Origin of the sequence: Zobellella denitrificans (assembly GCF_002407485.1) — a bacterium.
Lineage (GTDB): Bacteria > Pseudomonadota > Gammaproteobacteria > Enterobacterales > Aeromonadaceae > Oceanimonas > Oceanimonas denitrificans.
Window position 1 is genome coordinate 4082997 of record NZ_CP012621.1, and the last position, 18681, is coordinate 4101677.

General features: G+C 59.6%; 15 protein-coding genes. 2 read left to right on the plus strand and 13 right to left on the minus strand.

Translation table 11 applies throughout. The features are described 5' to 3' along the window. Position 1: 1 nt before the first annotated feature. The 12 genes from atpH to AN401_RS19310 form a co-directional block, all read right to left on the minus strand. Entirely contained in the window at positions 2 to 532 is a 531-nt protein-coding gene (gene atpH / locus AN401_RS19255) for a F0F1 ATP synthase subunit delta (RefSeq protein WP_094038958.1), read from the minus strand. Between the two features lie 13 nt (positions 533 to 545). After that, entirely contained in the window at positions 546 to 1016 is a 471-nt protein-coding gene (gene atpF / locus AN401_RS19260; RefSeq protein ID WP_094038959.1) for a F0F1 ATP synthase subunit B, read from the minus strand. Positions 1017 to 1066: 50 nt separating this feature from the next. After that, positions 1067 to 1291, minus strand: a complete 225-nt coding sequence (gene atpE, locus AN401_RS19265; protein WP_094038960.1) for a F0F1 ATP synthase subunit C — start codon at positions 1289 to 1291, stop codon at positions 1067 to 1069. A 62-nt stretch (positions 1292 to 1353) separates the two neighbouring features. Then, the gene (gene atpB / locus AN401_RS19270) at positions 1354 to 2133 is read right to left on the minus strand and encodes a F0F1 ATP synthase subunit A (RefSeq protein ID WP_094038961.1); all 780 of its coding nucleotides are present in this window, start codon (positions 2131 to 2133) and stop codon (positions 1354 to 1356) included. Positions 2134 to 2141: 8 nt separating this feature from the next. Further along, on the minus strand, positions 2142 to 2534 hold the full coding sequence (locus AN401_RS19275) for an ATP synthase subunit I (RefSeq protein WP_094038962.1): 393 nt from the start codon (positions 2532 to 2534) through the stop codon (positions 2142 to 2144). 191 nt (positions 2535 to 2725) lie between these two features. Next, positions 2726 to 3631, minus strand: coding sequence for a ParB/RepB/Spo0J family partition protein (locus AN401_RS19280; protein ID WP_094038963.1), 906 nt, complete (start codon positions 3629 to 3631; stop codon positions 2726 to 2728). After that, positions 3628 to 4431, minus strand: a complete 804-nt coding sequence (locus tag AN401_RS19285) for a ParA family protein (protein ID WP_094038964.1) — start codon at positions 4429 to 4431, stop codon at positions 3628 to 3630. The genes AN401_RS19280 and AN401_RS19285 overlap by 4 nt, the downstream gene beginning before the upstream one ends. A gap of 9 nt (positions 4432 to 4440) precedes the next feature. Further along, entirely contained in the window at positions 4441 to 5064 is a 624-nt protein-coding gene (rsmG, locus tag AN401_RS19290) for a 16S rRNA (guanine(527)-N(7))-methyltransferase RsmG (protein ID WP_094038965.1), read from the minus strand. An 8-nt stretch (positions 5065 to 5072) separates the two neighbouring features. Then, positions 5073 to 6962: a tRNA uridine-5-carboxymethylaminomethyl(34) synthesis enzyme MnmG gene (mnmG, locus tag AN401_RS19295; protein ID WP_094038966.1), complete on the minus strand. Its 1890-nt coding sequence runs from the start codon at positions 6960 to 6962 to the stop codon at positions 5073 to 5075. A gap of 480 nt (positions 6963 to 7442) precedes the next feature. Then, a complete protein-coding gene (locus AN401_RS19300) occupies positions 7443 to 7901 on the minus strand; it encodes a flavodoxin domain-containing protein (protein ID WP_096780227.1) in 459 nt (152 codons plus the stop codon). Positions 7902 to 8213: 312 nt separating this feature from the next. Next, positions 8214 to 8918 carry a general secretion pathway protein GspB gene (locus tag AN401_RS19305; protein ID WP_096780228.1) on the minus strand — a complete coding sequence of 235 codons (705 nt, stop codon included), beginning with the start codon at positions 8916 to 8918 and terminating at the stop codon, positions 8214 to 8216. Beyond that, positions 8902 to 10629: an ExeA family protein gene (locus tag AN401_RS19310; RefSeq protein ID WP_096780414.1), complete on the minus strand. Its 1728-nt coding sequence runs from the start codon at positions 10627 to 10629 to the stop codon at positions 8902 to 8904. Before AN401_RS19310 ends, AN401_RS19305 begins: the two co-directional genes overlap by 17 nt. A gap of 142 nt (positions 10630 to 10771) precedes the next feature. Between AN401_RS19310 and AN401_RS19315 the strand changes: the two genes are divergently transcribed. Together AN401_RS19315 and AN401_RS19320 are read left to right on the plus strand one after the other, a co-directional pair. Next, entirely contained in the window at positions 10772 to 12166 is a 1395-nt protein-coding gene (locus AN401_RS19315; RefSeq protein ID WP_096780229.1) for a sigma-54 dependent transcriptional regulator, read from the plus strand. Between the two features lie 891 nt (positions 12167 to 13057). Beyond that, positions 13058 to 15391 (plus strand): Ig-like domain-containing protein, encoded by a 2334-nt coding sequence (locus AN401_RS19320; RefSeq protein WP_096780230.1) that lies wholly within the window; start codon positions 13058 to 13060, stop codon positions 15389 to 15391. A 56-nt stretch (positions 15392 to 15447) separates the two neighbouring features. Here AN401_RS19320 and AN401_RS19325 read toward each other — a convergent pair whose 3' ends face one another. Continuing rightward, entirely contained in the window at positions 15448 to 17550 is a 2103-nt protein-coding gene (locus tag AN401_RS19325; RefSeq protein WP_157772339.1) for an Ig-like domain-containing protein, read from the minus strand. Between the last annotated feature and the right edge of the window lie 1131 nt (positions 17551 to 18681).

Sequence of the window (18681 nt, forward strand, 5' to 3'; positions counted from 1 at the left end):
ATCAAGATTGCAGCGTTTCGGCCAAGCGGGACAGACGGCCCCGCACACTTCCGTCGATCACCATGTCACCGGCTCTGATGATGATGCCGGCCATCAGGCTATTGTCGACGCTGCAATTCAGCTTCACCTTGCGCCCCAGGCGCTTCTCGAGGGAAGCCTGAATCTTGGCCACTTGTTGCTTGGTCAGTTTGGCTGCGGAAACGACATCGGCTTCCACTTCCTGGTCCAGCTCCGCCTTCATCAAGACGAACTCCTGCACCACTGCCGGCAACACACTCAAGCGTCCGTTTGCGGCCATCACCCTTATCAGGTTCTGGCCTTGCTCATCGAGCTGTTCGCCACAGACAGCCAAAAACACCTCGGCCATCTTTTCCGCGTTCAGATCGCTGCTGAGTACCTGGGTCATGGCATCGTTCCGGGCCACTTCGGCCGCGAAAGTCAGCATGGACAACCAGTGCTCAACCGCGTTTTTCTCAACGGCAAAATCGAAAGCTGCTTTGGCATAGGGGCGAGCAATGGTTTTCATTTCCATAGCTCTATGTCCCTTACAGTTCAGCTACTACTTTCTCAACGATGTCGCTGTTGGCAGCGGCATCAATCTGACGCTCGAGGATCTTCTCTGCACCCACCAGGGCAAGAGCAGCAACCTGCTTACGCAGTTCCTCTCTGACACGATTGCGTTCGGCTTCAATTTCCGCCTGGGCTTGTGCCAGAATTTTTTCACGCTCGGCCTGGGCCTCACGCGTTGCATCTTCGATGATCTGGGCCTTGCGCTTGTTGGCCAGCTCAACGATTTGAGCGGACTGCAGCTTGGCTTCCTTCAATTGTTCGGTTGCATTGTTCTGCGCCAGGGCCAGGTCTTTCTTGGCCCGCTCCGCGGAGGACAGGCCCTCGGCGATCTCTTTCTGGCGGCTTTCGATGGCGGCCATGATGGGCGGCCATACGTACTTCATGCAGAACCAAACGAAGATGATAAACGCGATCGTTTGACCGAGGATTGTTGCGTTCATGTTCATCGCAACTCTCCTTTAAAAATGGTTAGCTAACTGATTGACAGACCGGGCCATTAGGCAACGGCGAAGATCAGGTACAGAGCCATACCAACGGTGATCATGGGGATGGCGTCAACCAGACCGACCACGATGAAGAAGTTAGTACGCAGGGCAGGCAGCATGTCGGGCTGACGAGCCGCGCTTTCCATGAACTTGCCACCCAGCATAGAAATACCGATAGAAGCAGCGATGGCAGCCAGACCCAGCATAACGGCGGCAGCGATGTAGATGATTTCCATTTTTTCTTCTCCAGTTGTTAGTGGTTAGAACGACAGCTTGTTAAAGTTTTGTTATCTTTTGATTAATGTTCTTCATAGGCCATCGCCAGGTATACGATGGTCAGGATCATGAAGATAAAGGCCTGCAGGCTGATAACCAGGATATGGAAAATCGCCCAAGGCACATGAAGGGTCCATTGAGACCACCACGGCAGCAGACCGGCGATCAGGATAAACACCAGTTCACCAGCATACATGTTGCCGAACAGACGCAGGCCCAGGGAGATGGGCTTGGCGATCAGGGACACGGTCTCGAGCACGAGGTTAACGGGGATCATGGACCAGTGGTTCAGCGGTTGCATGGTCAGCTCTTTAACAAAGCCGGACACGCCCTTCATCCTGATGCTGTAGAAAATGATCAGGAAGAAGACACCGAACGCCATGGACATGGTGACGTTAACATCAGCGGTAGGAACAACCCTCAGGTAGGGAACACCTAGCAATTCCATGCCGTAGGGCAGGTAGTCGACCGGGATAAGGTCCATCAGGTTCATCAGGAAGACCCAGACAAAAATGGTCAGCGCCAGGGGCGCGATCAACGCACTCTTGCCATGGAAGACGTCCTTGACGGATTTATCCACGAACTCGACCAACAGCTCAACGGCACATTGCAGTTTTCCCGGAACTCCGTTGGTTGCACGGGATGCAACCTTTTGAAAGCCCCACAAAAACAGCATCCCCAGGACAACGGAAACAAGCAAAGAATCGATATTTAACGCCCAGAACCCCGAACCGACCTGCAGGTGTTGCAGGTGGTGAGAGATATAACCCTGGGAAGTTAAGACATCTCCTGTTGCAGCCATGTGTTTTCCTAGTAACGGTTGTTGAGAGTGAATGAAAGAATCCACTGCATCAGCAATGCTAGGGCGTAAGCCGTGTACAGGGGAGCATGAAGCACCTCCATGTACTTGAGCACTACCACGAACAACAGGATAGTACTGCCCAGCTTAATCCCTGCCCCGCTGTAGAAGTCCGCCACAACACTGCCCGGCGTCGAACGTTCGGCGCTGTGCACCAATACCCGAACGCTGAACAGACATTGGGGAACCCAGTAGATTCCGCCCCCAAGGAGGGCGGAACGGGCGGCAGCCTCACCCTGCAGATAAAAAAACAGGGTGGCGACAGCCACCACCAGGAGCAGTTGGCAGAACAGAATCACCAGCGCCACTTGCCTATCGCTTAGGAGCCACTTTTTCTGTTTCACCACCACTCCTGACACAGTTAGGGGCTTGCTGGCCACACGCGGAGTGTCGTCAGTCAGGCCCCAAAAAAGCAGGTCAAATTATACCCGTGAACGGCGCAAATGCAATTGCGGGAAATCCTTATTTTTGGCAGCTTTGCGCGATTTTTCCGACCATTTACAACGGCTTAAACTGATTGAATGTTTACTACAAACTAATCTTCCAGCATCTCGTTCAGGCCGAAGAATTGGCTTATTTTATCCAGTTCATTCAATGAGTTGTAAGAAATCACCAATTTTCCCTTATCCTTGTGGGTCGATTTGATTTCTACTTTTGTTCCTAACTTTTCACCAATTTCCTGTTCAAGCTGGTTCATCAGCAAGGATCTGGGCTGGTCGATTTTCTCTTTTTTCGGAGTAATCGTCTGTTTCACCAGTTTTTCGGTCTCGCGCACCGTCAGGCCCTTCTGGGCCACCAGCCGGGCCAGCTCGGTCTGCGGCTCGCCGCTCAGGGCCAGCAGGGCCCGGGCATGGCCCATTTCCAGGGAGCCGTGCTCCACCAGTTGCTTGACCTCGTCGTTGAGCTGGTTGAGGCGCAGCAGGTTGCTGACGGTGCTGCGGCTCTTGCCCACCGCCTCGGCCACCGTCTGGTGGGTGAAGCCGAATTCCTCGATCAGCCGGGTGAGGGCGCGGGCCTCCTCGATCACGTTGAGATCTTCCCGCTGGATGTTTTCAATCAGGCCGATGGCCATGGCCTCCCGGTCTGCCACCGGCTTGATCAGGCAGGGCACCTGGCCAAGCCCGGCCAGCCGCGCGGCCCGCCAGCGTCGTTCGCCGGCCAGGATCTCGTAACCGCCGGCCTCGAGCGGGCGTACCACAATCGGCTGGATGATCCCTTGCTGGCGGATGGAGGTCGCCAGCTCTTCCAGTGCCACCTGGGACATGTCCCGCCGGGGCTGGTACCGGCCCGGCTGCAACTCGTTCAGGGCCAGGCTCTGCAGTTCGCCGTTGGCCCCGGGCCGGGAGTGGATCTCGGCCTGGTGCTGGCGCAGGCTGGCCGCCGAACTGGTGCTGAGCAGGGCATCCAGGCCCTTGCCCAGGCCGCGTCGTTTCATGGTCATGCTGTTTGTTCCGAATTTTCCGGGGAGTCCTGCTCCAGTTCGGCCCGGCGCAGTATCTCGCCGGCCAGGGCCAGATAGGATTTGGCTCCCACCGAGGATTTGTCGTAGTACATGGCCGGGGTACCGAAGCTGGGCGCTTCGGCCAGGCGGACGTTGCGGGGAATGACGGTGCGATAGACCTTGTCGCCGAAATGGGCCTTTAGCTGATCGGACACCTCATTGGCCAGCCGGTTGCGGTGGTCGAACATGGTGCGCAGTATGCCCTCGATGTGCAGCTCGGGGTTGACCACCGCCGCCAGCTTGCTGATGGTATCGACCAGGGCGGTCAGGCCTTCCAGCGCGAAGTACTCGCACTGCATGGGCACCAGCACCGAGTCCGCCGCCGACATGGCGTTGACGGTAAGCAGGTTGAGCGAGGGCGGGCAGTCGATGAACACATAGTCGTAGTAGTCGCGCACCGGCGCCAGGGCGTTGCGCAGCCGCACCTCCCGGGCGAAGAATTCCATCAGCTTGATCTCGGCGGCGGTGACGTCGCCGTTGCCGGCGATCAGGTGATAACCGCCGCTGGTTTCCCGCTCCACCACCTGCTCGACGGGCAGCTCGTCCACCAGCAGTTCATAGGCGGTGCTGGCCACCTGGTATTTGTCGACGCCGCTGGCCATGGTGGCGTTGCCCTGGGGATCCAGGTCGATCACCAGCACCTTGCGTTTGGTGGCGGCCATGGACGCCGCCAGGTTGACACAGGTCGTGGTCTTGCCCACGCCCCCTTTCTGGTTGGCAATGGCGATGACTTTTCCCACCGGAAACCTCTACTGGCTGCTCTTGCGGATGACCACCAGATGGCGGTCGCCTTCCTGCTCGGGCACGGCCAGGGGATAGACCCTCTCCAGCACCAGGTGAGCAGGCAATGATTGTAACTCCTGCTCGGGATATTGTCCTTTCAACGCCAGAAAGCGTCCGTCCGGTCCCGGCAGATGCGCACACCAGCTTAGCATGTCATCCAGGGAAGCAAAGGCCCGGCTGAGTACCCCATCGAACTTTTGCTCCGGGTTGAAGGCTTCCACCCGGCTCTGCACCGCCTCCACGTTGGTCAGGCCGAGGTGATGCACCACCATGCGGATAAAGCGGATGCGCTTGCCCAGGCTGTCGAGCAGCACGAACTGCTTGTCGGGATTGACGATGGCCAGCGGCAGGCCGGGCAGGCCCGGGCCGGTGCCCACGTCGATAAAGCGCTCGCCCTCGAGGTAAGGGCTCACTACCAGGCTGTCCATGATATGGCGCACCAGCATGGCCTCGGGGTCGCGCACCGAGGTGAGGTTGTAGGCCTTGTTCCACTTGTGCAGCAGGGCCACCAGTTCGAGCAGTTGCCGTTGTTGGTCCTCACCGACCGGAAGATCCGCCCGGGCCAGCAGTTGTTGCAGTTTTTCCCGCATCATGTTCCTCATGCCGACTTGCGCAGCAGGCCGCGCTTTTTCAGGTGCACCAGCAGGATGGAGATAGCCGCCGGGGTCACCCCGGAAATGCGCGATGCCATCCCCAGGGTTTCGGGTTTGGCCTGGTTGAGCTTGACCACCACCTCGTTGGACAGGCCGGGGACCTCCTTGTAGTCCAGATCCAGCGGCAGCCGGGTGTGCTCGTTGCGCAGCTGCTTTTCGATCTCGTCCTTCTGCCGTTCGATGTAACCGGCGTACTTGATCTGGATCTCCACCTGCTCGGCGGCCTGCTCATGCTCGATGCCCGGGCCAATGCCCTCCACCGCCATCAGGCCGGCGTAGTCCAGTTCGGGCCGGCGCAGCAGCTCCTCGAGGTTGTGCTCCCGGCTGAGTGGGGTTTTCAGTTTTTCATTCAGGGCCGGCGCGGCCGCGTGTTTGGGGGTGATCCAGGTTTCCCGCAGGCGCTGGGTTTCCTGCTCGATCCGCTCCAGCTTGTCGCTGAACAGGGCCCAGCGGTGATCATCCACCAGACCCAGCCGGCGGCCTTCCTCGGTGAGGCGCAGATCGGCGTTGTCCTCCCGCAGCAGCAGCCGGTATTCGGCCCGGCTGGTGAACATGCGGTAGGGCTCGCGGGTGCCCAGGGTGGACAGGTCGTCCATCATCACGCCCAGATAGGCCTGATCCCGGCGCGGCGACCAGGCTTCCCTGCCGAAGGCGCGCAGGGCGGCGTTAAGGCCCGCCAGCAGGCCCTGGGCGCCGGCTTCCTCGTAACCGGTGGTGCCGTTGATCTGGCCGGCGAAGAACAGGTTGTGCAGGCACTTGTTTTCCATGTTGGTCTTCAGATCCCGGGGATCGAAGTAATCGTACTCGATGGCATAGCCGGGACGGACGATATGGGCCTGCTCGAAGCCGCGGATCGAACGGACGATCGCCAGCTGCACGTCGAAGGGCAGGCTGGTGGAGATGCCGTTGGGGTAGAGCTCGGTGCTGGTCAGCCCCTCCGGCTCCACGAAGATCTGGTGCGAGGCCTTGTCGGCGAAGCGCATGATCTTGTCTTCGATCGAGGGGCAGTAACGGGGGCCGATCCCCTCGATCACCCCGGCGTACATGGGGCTGCGATCCAGGTTGTTGCGGATCACCTCGTGGGTACGCTCGTTGGTGTGGGTGATGTAGCAGGGCACCTGCCGGGGATGATCCGCCCGGCTGCCGATAAAGGAGAACACCGGGGTGGGATCGTCGCCGGGCTGGGGCTGCATCACCGAAAAGTCGACGCTGCGGGCGTCGATCCGTGGCGGGGTGCCGGTCTTGAGCCGGTCGATCCGCAGGGGTAGCTCGCGCAGCCGTTGGGCGAGGGCGATCGAGGGAGGATCCCCGGCGCGGCCACCCCGGTAGTTGTCCATGCCGATATGGATCAGGCCGTTGAGGAAGGTGCCCACGGTCAGCACCACGGTTTTGGCATGGAACCTGAGTCCGGTCTGGGTCACCACGCCCACCACGGTATCGCCGTCGAGCAGCAGATCGTCGCAGGCCTGCTGGAAGATCTTCAGGTTGGGCTGGTTTTCCAGCCGGGTCCTGACCGCCTGGCGGTACAGCTGACGATCCGCCTGGGCCCGGGTGGCGCGCACCGCCGGTCCCTTGGAAGCGTTGAGGGTACGGAACTGGATCCCGGCCTGATCGGCGGCCTGGGCCATGATCCCGCCCAGGGCATCGATCTCCTTGACCAAATGGCCCTTGCCGATGCCACCGATGGCAGGATTGCAGGACATCTGTCCCAAGGTATCGATGTTATGGGTCAATAACAGGGTGTTTGCCCCCATGCGAGCGGCGGCGGCGGCGGCTTCGGTGCCGGCGTGGCCGCCTCCCACTACAATGACGTCAAACCATTCTTCATATTGCATAACAGATACTCTTGAAACGTGCAGGTGTAAGGATCCCGAAAGGGCGGATATTTTAGCTGGTTTGCCGGGCGGATGGAAACCGGATCGAGGGGATCCGGCTGATCCTAAATAGATCTTAGATCTCTAGATCGATCTTCTGTTGGATCTATTATTAGTGCCGTCCAGATCTGTGTATAACCGTTTTTTGATCTACAAGATCATGCGGTTAGTGATGATCGTTTGATGTGGAAAACCCTCCGGGACACGCGGTATGGACGGTGGTTAACCCTGTGTTTTATGCACAGATGCAGGGGGAATATTATTTGATTAATAGGATAACTATAGGTTTAACACCGGTTTGGATCATAGTTATCAACATCTGCTGGTCGCAGAGGAAAGAGCGGATGAATGGCGGGATCGGTGCGATCTGTTGATAACTTGGTGGAAAGTGTGGGCCGGCATGACGGGATCCGGCCAGGGTTCGGCCCCGGCCGGATGATCTCAGGGATGGATCCCCGCCGCCTGCAGCTGTTGATCCAGCCACGCCGAGGCCAGGATTTCGGGAAGATCCGGCTGGCTGACGTCGATTTCCAGTCGATCGCCGATCCGTACGGCTCCGCGATCCCGCAGTTGTTGATCCAGGCTGCGTATGGCCTGGCAGAAGGTATCGTAGCTGGAGTCGCCGAGGCCGACGGCCAGGAACGGCAGGCCGCCCAGGTCCGGTTGCTGTTCCTGCAGCTGCCGGGAGAGGGGCTGGATGTTGTCCGGCAGATCACCGGCGCCGTGGGTGGAGCACACCAGCAGCAGGTAATGATCGGGCCCGATCAAGATGTGATCAACTTGGGGAGAAGTGTGAATAACCGTTTGATGACCCCGGCCTGCCAGGATCCCGGCCAGTACCTCGGCCAGATCTTCCGCATAGCCGAGGGTGGATCCCACCAGCAGGGTGAAGTGACTCATAGACTTCCTTGGTTAAGAAAAAGACGAGCCATTGTAGGCCTTGCTTGACCCGGTGCAACTCCTGGAGCGCAGGCGGCCCGCCTGCCTTCCCGCGCAGCGGGAAAGATGGATGTGGTCATCCCTGCGGGCGGGCCGCCCGCGCCCCAGGGAGCGTTCCACCACCGGTGCCGTGTTTTGGTCGAATAAATTCGACCCTACAACGACCTGGCGGTAGGGTCCACTTCAGTGGACCACCCCACCACGGCGCCGGGTTCATGCGGGCGGGCCGCCCGCGCCCCATATATCCGCCATTCCTGGAGCGCAGGAGGCCCCTCACCCTCCTACCGAATTAAGATGAAATTCCTGCCCTTCGAAGCTGAGGATGACCCCCCTGGGGGTGATGCTCCTGAGCTGCAGCGCCCCCAGTTGCTGCCCCTCCCGCAGCATCTGGCCGTTGATATTGGCCATGCGGCTGGCCGGCGTGGCCGAATAGATGTGCACCGACAGGGTCAGGGCCGGCAGGCGGGCCCGGATATTGGCCGGCAGCTCGCGCAGGTCCGGCACGCCCGGATCGAAGGGCGGTTCGGGCGGTGCCGGCGCCACCACCGGTGCGGAGGCCGGAGGTGGCGCCGGTGGGGTGACCGGCCCGGGCGCGGTGAGGCTGAGCGCTGGGGGATCGTCCACCAGTATGCGTACCGGCGGCGAGTCGATAATGATGGGGCCTCTTTCCGCCACTGGCGCCGGCGGGGCGGCGGTCGCGGGCTCCGGTTCTGCTTCTGCCTGGGGGGCCTGCTGTTCGCCGGCAGCAGGGAGGGGCGGCGCCGGGGACAGTTCCAGCCAGCCCGAACCGATCCTGCCCAGCCCGTATCCCGCCAGCAGCGCCAGCACCAGGATCACCAGCAGCCACCACCACCAGCGGCGATAAAAGGGCATCCGCGCCGGGCCGCCGGGCTCGGGCGGCAGGGGCTGGCCCGATTCGGCCGGGTGGCGGCTGCGCTGGCGCTCCGATTGTTTCAGGGCATCAAGGATGTAGGACACGGGGTTCCTCCTGGGGTCCGCTGAGCCGGGGCAGGCCTTCCAGCAGGCTGGCACTGAAATAGATACCGGTCTGCGGGCCGAAGATGCCGTCTTCGGCCAGCCCCTTGCTGCGCTGAAAGGCCCGGATATCGCCGGCCAGGAGCTCGTCGTACCGCAGCAGTTGCCGGCGCGGCGCCCGGCCTTGCCAGGATGCCAGGTGGCGTTCCAGCCAGGTGACGGCCTCGCCCCGGCTCCCCGGATAAAGCGGGGCCTGGTATTGGGGCGGCGGTTGCCAGAGCAGCACATAGCTGCCGGGCCAGTGGGCTTCCAGTTCGGCCAGGGGAAGGCTCCTGACCTGCCCGCCCAGCATCACCTCGGCCTGCTCGCCCTCGATCCGGGTCAGGGTGGCGTAAACGGCTCCCCCCTCGGGATGCTCCAGGCGAAAGACCGCCGGGTGGTTTTGCCGGCGCAGGGTCGTCAGGCTGGCGTCCTGAAAGGCGCAGTCCAGCTGGTGCAGGCGGGCGAACCGGCACACCACGGGGTGCTCGTTGGGATCGTAATCCAGCCCCCAGAGGGTGAACAGGTGCCGGTAGGCCATGACCTGGCTGACATCGGTGCCCAGCCCCGCCGGCCAGTGCCAGAATTCCTGCACCAGGGGGCCCGGAGACGCGGCTGGCGGCTCGGCGGCCGGAGGGGGTACCGCCGGCGCTTCCGGCGGGGGAGCAGCGGCAAGCGCGGCCGGTGCGGCCTCGGCCGCTATCTCGGCAGGCGGGGCCTGTGGTTCCTCTTCGACCGGTGCGGCCTGAGACAGCTGGGCGATGCCGGGGGCCGGCAGCCAGCGTTGCCAGCCCGACAGGGCGGCGCCGATCACCAGCGCCAGCAGGCAGGCGGCCAGGGCCCAGGGCCACCTGTTCGGCCGGGCTGCCGGCTTGCCCAGTACCTCGGTGGCCGCCCGGTTCATGGTGGCCAGATCCACCCGGGGCAGCCGCTGCACATAGGCGCCGAGCAGGGCCCGGTCGCAGATAACGTTGATCAGCCGGGGGATGCCCCGGGTCAGGCGATAGAGCCGGCGCAGGCTGTTGGGATGGAACAGGGAGGCCTCTATGCCCGCCACCGACAGGCGGTGGGCGATATAGGCCTGCATTTCGGCGAAGGTCAGCGGGCTCAGGTGATAGCGGGCGGTGATCCGCTGGGACAGCTGGCGCAGCTCCGGCAGTTTCAGCTTGTCCGCCAGTTCCGGCTGGCCCAGCAGGATGATCTGCAGCAGCTTGTGGGTGTTGGTTTCCAGGTTGGTCAGCAGCCGGATCTGCTCCAGCACCTCGGTGGAGAGGTTCTGGGCCTCGTCGATGATCAGCACCGCATGGCGCCCCTGGGCATGAGTGTCGAGCAGGTGATGGTTGATGGCATCGGTCAGCTGCTTGAGGTTGGCCTGCTCCGGCACCGCGATGTTCAGCTCCTGGCAGATGGCGGCCAGCAGCTCCTGGGCGGTGCACTTGGGGTTGAGGATAAAGGCCAGGTCGGTCTGTTCCGGCACCTGCTCCAGCAGGCAGCGGCAGACGGTGGTCTTGCCGGTGCCGACCTCGCCGGTGAGCAGCACGAAACCGCCGGGGCAACTGAGCCCGTATTGCAGGTGAGCCAGCGCCTCCCGGTGCTGCTGGCTGAGATAGAGGTAACGGGGATCCGGTGCGATGGAAAAAGGCAGATCGTTAAGGCCGAAATAGTTGCCGTACATGATGACCATCCCTGGGTTCACGTATTCATTAATATAGAAGGCGGATGTCCGCTCCGGCCAGCCGAGGACGGGGTTTTTCCGGGTGAGGGCATCGGCTTGTACTAAACTAGTGGGTATCTGTTCCAGGACGGGCCACAGATCGATGATAACCAAAGCAGAACACCAAAGCAGGGCAAGCGATAACAAACCCGCGCCGAGAAAGGTGCTCTACCTTCATCTTTCCCCGGGCAAGGGAGAAGACATCGCCGCCTTGCTGGAAGACTGGCTGGTGGTGCGGGTCAACTCCGTTCAGGAAGCCAGGGCGGCGGTATACGACTGTAAATTCCAGGTGGCTCTTGTCCGCTTCGATGAGCTTGACCAGGAGCAGCGGCTGGCCTTTGAACAACTGGTGGAGGAAGCGCCACCGATCAACTGGATAGCCCTGGTAGAGTCGGAGAAGGTCGACAAGGGCGCTCTCAGCCAGTTGATCCATGACTATTTCTTCGACTATTACACCCTGCCACTGGGGGACAAGGGGCGTTATCTTTCCGCCACCCTGGGCCATGCCTACGGGCTGGAGCAATTACGGGATCTCGAATACGAGCAGCGCCGCTACCGGGAAGAATGCCAGATGGTGGGGGCCAGCCCGGCCATCATGCTGGTGTTCAGCCAGATCCGCAAGGTGGCGGGGGTGGACGCCACCGTGTTGATCACCGGCAGCAGCGGCACCGGCAAGGAGCTGATCGCCCGCGCCATTCACCAGCGTTCCCGGCGGCAGATGGGGCCCTTTGTGGCGCTCAACTGCGGCGCCCTGCCCGAAAACCTGGTGCAGGCGGAGCTGTTTGGCCACGAAAAAGGCGCCTTTACCGGCGCCCACTGCCGCAAGATAGGCCGGATAGAGGCCGCCATGGGCGGCACCCTGTTCCTGGACGAAATCGGCGATCTGCCGCTGCCGTTGCAGGTGAACCTGCTGCGTTTTTTGCAGGAAGAAACCATAGAGCGGGTGGGGGGCACCGAAACCCTGTATATAGACGCCAGGGTCATTGCCGCCACCCACCGGGATCTGAAAGAAGAGGTCAAGGATGGCGGCTTTCGGGAGGATCTTTATTACCGGCTGAACGTGCTCAGCATAGAAGTGCCGGATCTCAAGGAGCGGGAAGGCGACATAGAACTGCTGGCCAATTTCTTTTTCCGCAAGTTTACCGAGGGGCAGCACCACAAGGTGCGGGGCTTCAGCCGCAAGGCCATTGCCGCCATGAACCAGCACGACTGGCCCGGTAACGTGCGGGAGCTGATCAACCGGGTGCGCAAGGCCATAGTGATGACCGAGAACCGGCTGATCACCGCCGCCGATCTGGGGCTGGAAAGCCCCGAGGCCAGCCGGACGTTGCCCACCCTGGAGCAGGCGAGGGATCAGGCCGAGGTGCAGGCCATCAAGCGCGGCCTGCTCCATGCCCACAACAACGTGTCTTCCGCCGCCCGACTGCTGGGGGTATCGCGGATGACCCTGTACCGGCTGATGGAGAAGCACCAGCTGCTGGATTCGAAGAAGGAGTGAGACTGTCTCTTGGGCTTAACACTTTTGTCTGGGCGCGTTTTGGCTGGTTGATGAAAGTATTTGATTCCATTGCTGTTGCTTGAAATGGTGTAAAAATTGCTTTGTTTCCTGATAGCGGCGAACCCGCGAAGCAGCCGTAACTGGGCAAAGGTGTTACACCATGAGACACGCGAGAGTGAAGAAACCACCGGAAGCCGATGGTGACAGCAAGAGGCTCTGTCGAGTCTGTTATTACTGCGGAGACCATACCTTTTGCCGTTATTATCCCCGCTGCTATTGCCTTCGGAAAATAGAGCTGTGGGATGAACACTGATCCTTCCAATTCAACATTCCTGTCAATGGCCTGCTCACCGCTCCTGCAGGCGCCCCTTTGCGTGCGCAAATCCCGCTCCCCCCGTAGGCGCCCTTTTCCGTGCGCAAGTCCCGATCCCCCAGTAGGCGTCCCTTTGCGTGCGCAATTCCCGATCTCCCAGTAGGCGCCCGTTTACGTGGCGCACATCTGCCATGTTCCATATGAGAATATAGATGACAAAAATTGACCCGAATCGGGACGAGTCATTAATGGCTACATTCTAAGTGATTAAAAAGTAAACAGTTTAATAATACCATTAATATCCTGTACTTAACATTTTACTATCATTTCCAATAGGCTCCTTTTGCGTTTTATTTAGTCAAAGTGGTTTTTTTTATACCAATAGGGAATAAAAAATCGCCAAACCCCCGTGCTATAGTGCCCGCCGTCCGGTCAAGAGAGAACCATTTGAGTTTCTTATTGTCGGCCTGAATCAAATGCAGTTTGGCTGCCGCCTGGGCAAGCAATCCATTAATAAAGATTTGAATGGCTCTGTTTAAGGGGCAGGGACTTTTGTGCTTAATTGTTGGGAGAAACCGATGCGCCTCTCCAGGCCTGCTATTGCCTATTTCCTGGTGGCCGGTGGTATCACCGCCGCGCTGAGTATGCCGTTGCCGGCCCTGGCCGAAGCGGAACACCAAAACCGGCCTGCCGCAGCCATCACCATAGCGGACAGGCAAAAGGCCAGGCAGCAGGCCGAGGAACATACCCGGGCCCTGCTGGCGCAGCAACAGCGCTGGCTGGCCGCCACTGTCGCGGAGAAACCCCGCGCCCTGGCAAGGCTGGTTGAGCTGGCCGAAGCGAGACGGCTGCTGCTGACCGAATTGGCCGAAACACATCCGCAAGCGGTGCTGCGGGCGGTGATCCCCGCGGAAAAGCAACAAGGCATGCCGGACGAAGTCAGGTCCAGGCTGGAGCAGCGCTTCGAGGTTGAGGGTGAGCTGGATGCCCGTTACGAGGATTATGCCGACGGCCGCCATCGCCTGCTGCACCGGCTGGTAACGGAGCAAGGTAATGCAGTTACGCTGTTCGGGACTGAACCGCAGTCCGAACTGCCTCACGGAAGCCGGGTCAAGGCCAGGGGCTGGTTATTGCCGAAAATGGAAGACTCAACGGTTGATGCCGGTGTGGTCGATGCCGAATTGGAAATCCTGCATACCGGAGGCGACGGCGGCTCTACCGGCTCGGGAACCACAACCAGCGGGCCCAGCCTGGGTGAGCAGAAGACCCTGGTATTGCTGGTGAATTTTTCCGACAAGGTCGAGCAACCCTACAGCAGGGAATTTGCCCGGGATCTGGTATTCGGCCAGGTCAACGACTACTACCTGGAAAATACCTATGGCCGCGCCTGGCTGAAGGGGGATGTAGCCGGCTGGTTTACCCTGGCGCTGTCGAGCCAGCAGTGTGATGTCAACACCCTCGCCAGCCAGGCCCAGGCCGAGGCGTCCGCCGCCGGCGTGGCGGTGGCCAACTACCAGCGGTTTGTTTATGTGTTTCCTCGTAATGCCTGCGGTTTTTCCGGCAGTGCCACGGTGGGAGGCACCAGCTCCCACGCCTGGATTAACCAGAGCCTGACCCTGACTACCATGGCCCACGAGTTTGGCCATAACCTGGGCACGGTGCACGCCCATTCACTGGTGTGTTCCGACGGAACCAGTGTGGGGCCTGGTGGCGGGTCCGTGGGCAGCTCCCCCTGGCCAAACTGCCAAAACCTGGAATACGGCGATGGTCTGGACGTGATGGGCTGGGCCCCTTCCGGCCATTTCAACGCGGTGCAAAAGCGCCGGCTGGGCTGGCTGGACGAGCAGGAAGTGGTAACGGTAACCGGAAGCGGGCAGTACAGTCTGATACCGGTGGCCGATTCCAGAGCCGGGGTTAAGGCGCTTAGGGTACTGAAAAATATCAATGAGAATGGTCGCAAGACCTGGTACTACCTGGAATACCGCCAGCCTGTCGGCTTCGATGGTTTTATCAAGGGCGGCATGATGGATGCCCATAATATCGTCAATGGCATCAACGTTCGGGTGCACTACGAGGGTGGTGGTTCCAACGGGGTTTACCTGCTGGATATGACGCCGGAAACCAATGCCGATCTCTATACCCGGGATCCGGCGCTGGAAGCGGGCAGAACCTTTGTCGATCCGGAAGGCTTGCTGGAAATCACGCCGGTGCGGGTGGATGCCGACGAGGCGATGGTCGATATCCGGCTGTTTGATCAGCCCTGCTCCTTGCAGGAGCCCGTGCTGGAACCCATTCCGGCCAGTCAGCAAGGGGGGGCAGGAACAACCCTGAACTACCAGTTGCGGGTAACCAACCCCAATGATGCCAGCTGTGGCAGCATGGATATTGCGCTTGAGGCACAAGGTCCGGCCGGTTGGTCGCTGCAACTGGCCGACAGCCTGATGTCCCTGGCGCCGGGTGACGTGATGGAAACGACCCTGGCGGTAACTTCCCCCACAGGGAGCAATCCGGGTGCTTACGGGCTGACGCTCAGCGCCTTGCATCAGGATGGCCAGCGCCAGGCTGGGCTGGTTTATGAGGTTGTTGCCGGGGAGCTGCCGCCGGTGGCGGTGGATGACGATGCGGTCATGGACAGGGTGGCGCCCATCACCATCTTTGTATTGCACAACGACTGGGATCCGGCCGATGCCCCCTTGCGGGTGGTGGGAGTGACCCAGGGTGCCAAAGGCAGCGTGCAGGTCAATGACGATGGCAGCCTGAGCTACACCCCGGCGCGCAGCTTCAAAAACAGTGACAGCTTCGATTACCAGATTTCCAACGGGCGCCATCAGGCCCAGGCCAGGGTCAGGATTAACCTGAACACCACCGACAGCGGTGGCGGTGGTGCCGGCAAGGGAAAGGGCGGTAAGTAAACCAAATAAAAGCGGTGGCATATTGCCACCGCTTTGCTGTTGGCCACCAGGTATTATCAATTGGCCGTGGTTTTAGCGGGCAGGGTAACCGCGACCACCTCGCAGGCGTGTTCCACGGATTTGTAGTTATTGTCTCCCTTATAGGTTGCCTTGTAGGACACGTAGCTGGTGGTGTCCGGTGCGCTGACGATCACCTCGTCGTTTGCCGCCAGGCGGGCAATCAGATCGCCATTGACCACTGCCAGGGGCACATTGTTGACGGTTCTCAGCGGAGTGCCGGTGCAGTTGTTACTGTTATAGATAACAAAGTCGACGACACCGCCAGGGTCTCCTACCCCCGCTATGCTATTGCCGTCCCCTTCCACCTTGGCCCGGTCGAGCAGTATTACATGGGTTTCGATGCTGGGGCTGCGCTTGCTGACGGTAAGCGGTTCGCAGGCGGCCTGGGCCGGGGCATAGTTGGTGTCTCCACCATAACTGGCCTTGATCGACAGGCCCCGGGTATCGGCGTTGGAGAGATAGCCCACGGTGCTGAAGTCGTTGGACTCGGCGGTGGCCACCACTCCCGCCCCGCTGAGGGCTTTGTTGCCGTGGGTGGCCAGTACGTTGCCGTTACAGGTCAGGTTGTCGTAGAAGACAAAGCTGACGGTGCCGGTAGGCAGCAGGCCGCTGGCGCCGGTGACTTCGGCCAGGTCGTGGATGGTGGTGCCCACCAGAACGGTGCCGCCCTGGATATCCACGTCCGGATGGTTGACAACCGAGACAGAACCTTCGTGGATACGGGTAACCACGGTGGGCGTCAGCTGGTTCACGTTAAGCTGCTCGCAGTGATAGTCGGAGTCGGGGATACCACTGGTTGCACTTTCGAACCGAACCAGATAGGCAAAGGGACCCGGCGCCGGGAAATCGGTATCGACCCTGGGGAGGGCTCCGCCGGTATTGCCGTTGGTCCAGCCGTTGGTTTCCACCATCAGGGTATTGTTGCCTGCCAGGTCGTAATCCACGTTGACGATGTAGGAAGCCAGGCTGTCCGGCAGGGGCACTTTCGGTTCACCCTGGCCATCCAGCAGCTCGCTACAGGTGGCGGCAAAGGTGTCGAAGGTGACGGTACCCAGCACGTTCAGGCCACTGGGGCCACTGAAGGTGATCAGGGCCAGGTCGTGGATACCGGTGCCGGCATCGATGGCGGTGTTCTGAATATCAATGTCATGATTGTTGCCCGAGTGGATCTCGGTGGTGATATCGGTAGCGCATACCGGGAATTCATCCAGCACAAAGTCCTTCAGGTCGGCGGTAAAGGAGCTGGAGGAACGGGTTTCGGCCATAAAGCTGGCGAAGCAGCCGTCGCTTTCCGGCAGCAAGGCGGTAATGTTGATGCCTCCCTCGAAGAAGGTTTCGTAGGGGAATTGATTGACGAAGCCGTCCTTGGAGGTGTAGGGCCAGGGGGATGCTATGGTGCCGGGGTTGGTAATGGCGCAGGCCTCGGGGATGCCGCCGTTGCCGCAGATGGCACCGGCGCCGGAGGTACCGGCGACCAGGCGGAGGTTATTGGCCACACAGTCGCCGTTTTTCGGATTGTTCTGTACGATTTTGTTGGCGCCCTTGCCATCGCAGCTGCTGTCCCATTTCACCACCTGGATCAGGGGTTGGGCATTGCTGGCCTGGGGAAAGTTGACCAGTACCAGCACGTCGTCGTCGCGGTGTTTGCCGCTGAACGTGCCGCCGTCGATCCGCTTGACCTCGTCCTGGAAGAACCAGAAGCCCATAAAGGCGTCGCCGTTGTTGCTGATGCGATCGGCACCGAAGTAGATGATGCGATCCCCGGTTTCACCATCGGTATAGGAGGCCGCATAGGCGTTGGTGATGTCGTTTTTGTCGGGCACCGAGCCGGTGGTCCAGGACCAGGCCTTTGTCCCCTTTTGTTCGGTGGAGATATCCTGGATGTCCTTCACCCCCCCGGAGAAGATGACATGGGGGGATGCCGGATCGGGATTGATACCGGTAAAGACTCCGGGGGAGCCGCCATTATTTTGGCCGTTGTTGTAAAGGGTTTCCCAATCGTCCCCGTTGAAAGGTGAGGCAAGATTGTCCTGAACGGCATTACCATCCAGCTCAAATAAGCCGAGTTGATCGACGGGATCGACATGATTGCTGGACAAGGCCGGCAGCGACCCCATACACAGCAAGGCCCCCAGTATCCAGGTCGGGAACCTGCTTATCAGGCTAAGTGTTCGCATGTTACACCTCCAAGCCGGGGCTTATGCCCCGGCGCACAAGAGTCCCGGACATTCGATCCTTCCGAAGGCCCGGCGTCGGATTCAGCCTGGGGAGAGCGGAAAATTTACCAAAAGCCCACGGCCAGGTTGCTATGCACAGCTAAACCACTGTCCGGCTTTACTGGTACCCGAATCGGGAGGGGAGCCAGAAAATACACCTCCCTGTGTCAACCTTGCCGACGAGGCAGGCTCCCAATGGCATGGGGGATTCCCAAGGAAAGCGCGGTATAAAAACCGTTAACCGGACAAGACAAGGTACTTTCAGCAACACCTGTGCCATAAATATATGATTTTGATTTTTAAGGTATTTATTGTTTTTATGATGTGTGGGGAAACACTGACTGTTACGATTTTGATACACCCTGTCCGCAAGGGATGGCGATATCCATTGATTTATAAAGGATTTATGGATATTGAAAACTGTTAACCATAAGAGACTGCCGAAAGGCATAAATAAAAGAAGGGATCTCGGTGATGGCTTTAAATGAGGCCTCTTTAGTCGATAACCGGTAATGAGGCAAACAGCCATGTCGTCCATGTTGGCACCAAAGGCTATGGCTGGATATGTTTCAATTGAGAATGCGTATGACAAAAACTGACTTTAACTCCAGGTTAGCCGTGGTGGGTGAAATCTAAGTGATTAAAAAATAAACAGTTTAATAATGCCATTAATATCCGGAACTTAACATTTTGTTATCATTTCCAATGGACTCCTTTTGCGTTTTATTTAGTCAAAGTGGCTTTTTTTATACCAATAGGGAATAAAAAATCGCCAAATCCCCGTGCTATAGTGCCCGCCGTCCGGTCAAGAGAGAACCATTTGAGTTTCTTATTGCCGGCCTGAATCAAATGCAGTTTGGCTGCCGTCTTGGTAAGCAATTCGTTACTAAAGATTTGAATGGCTCCATTTAAGGGGCAGGGACTTTTGTGCTTAATTTTTGGGAGAAACCAATGCGCCTCTCCAGGCCTGCTATTGCCCGTATTCTGGCGGCCGGCGGTATTGCCGCTGTGCTG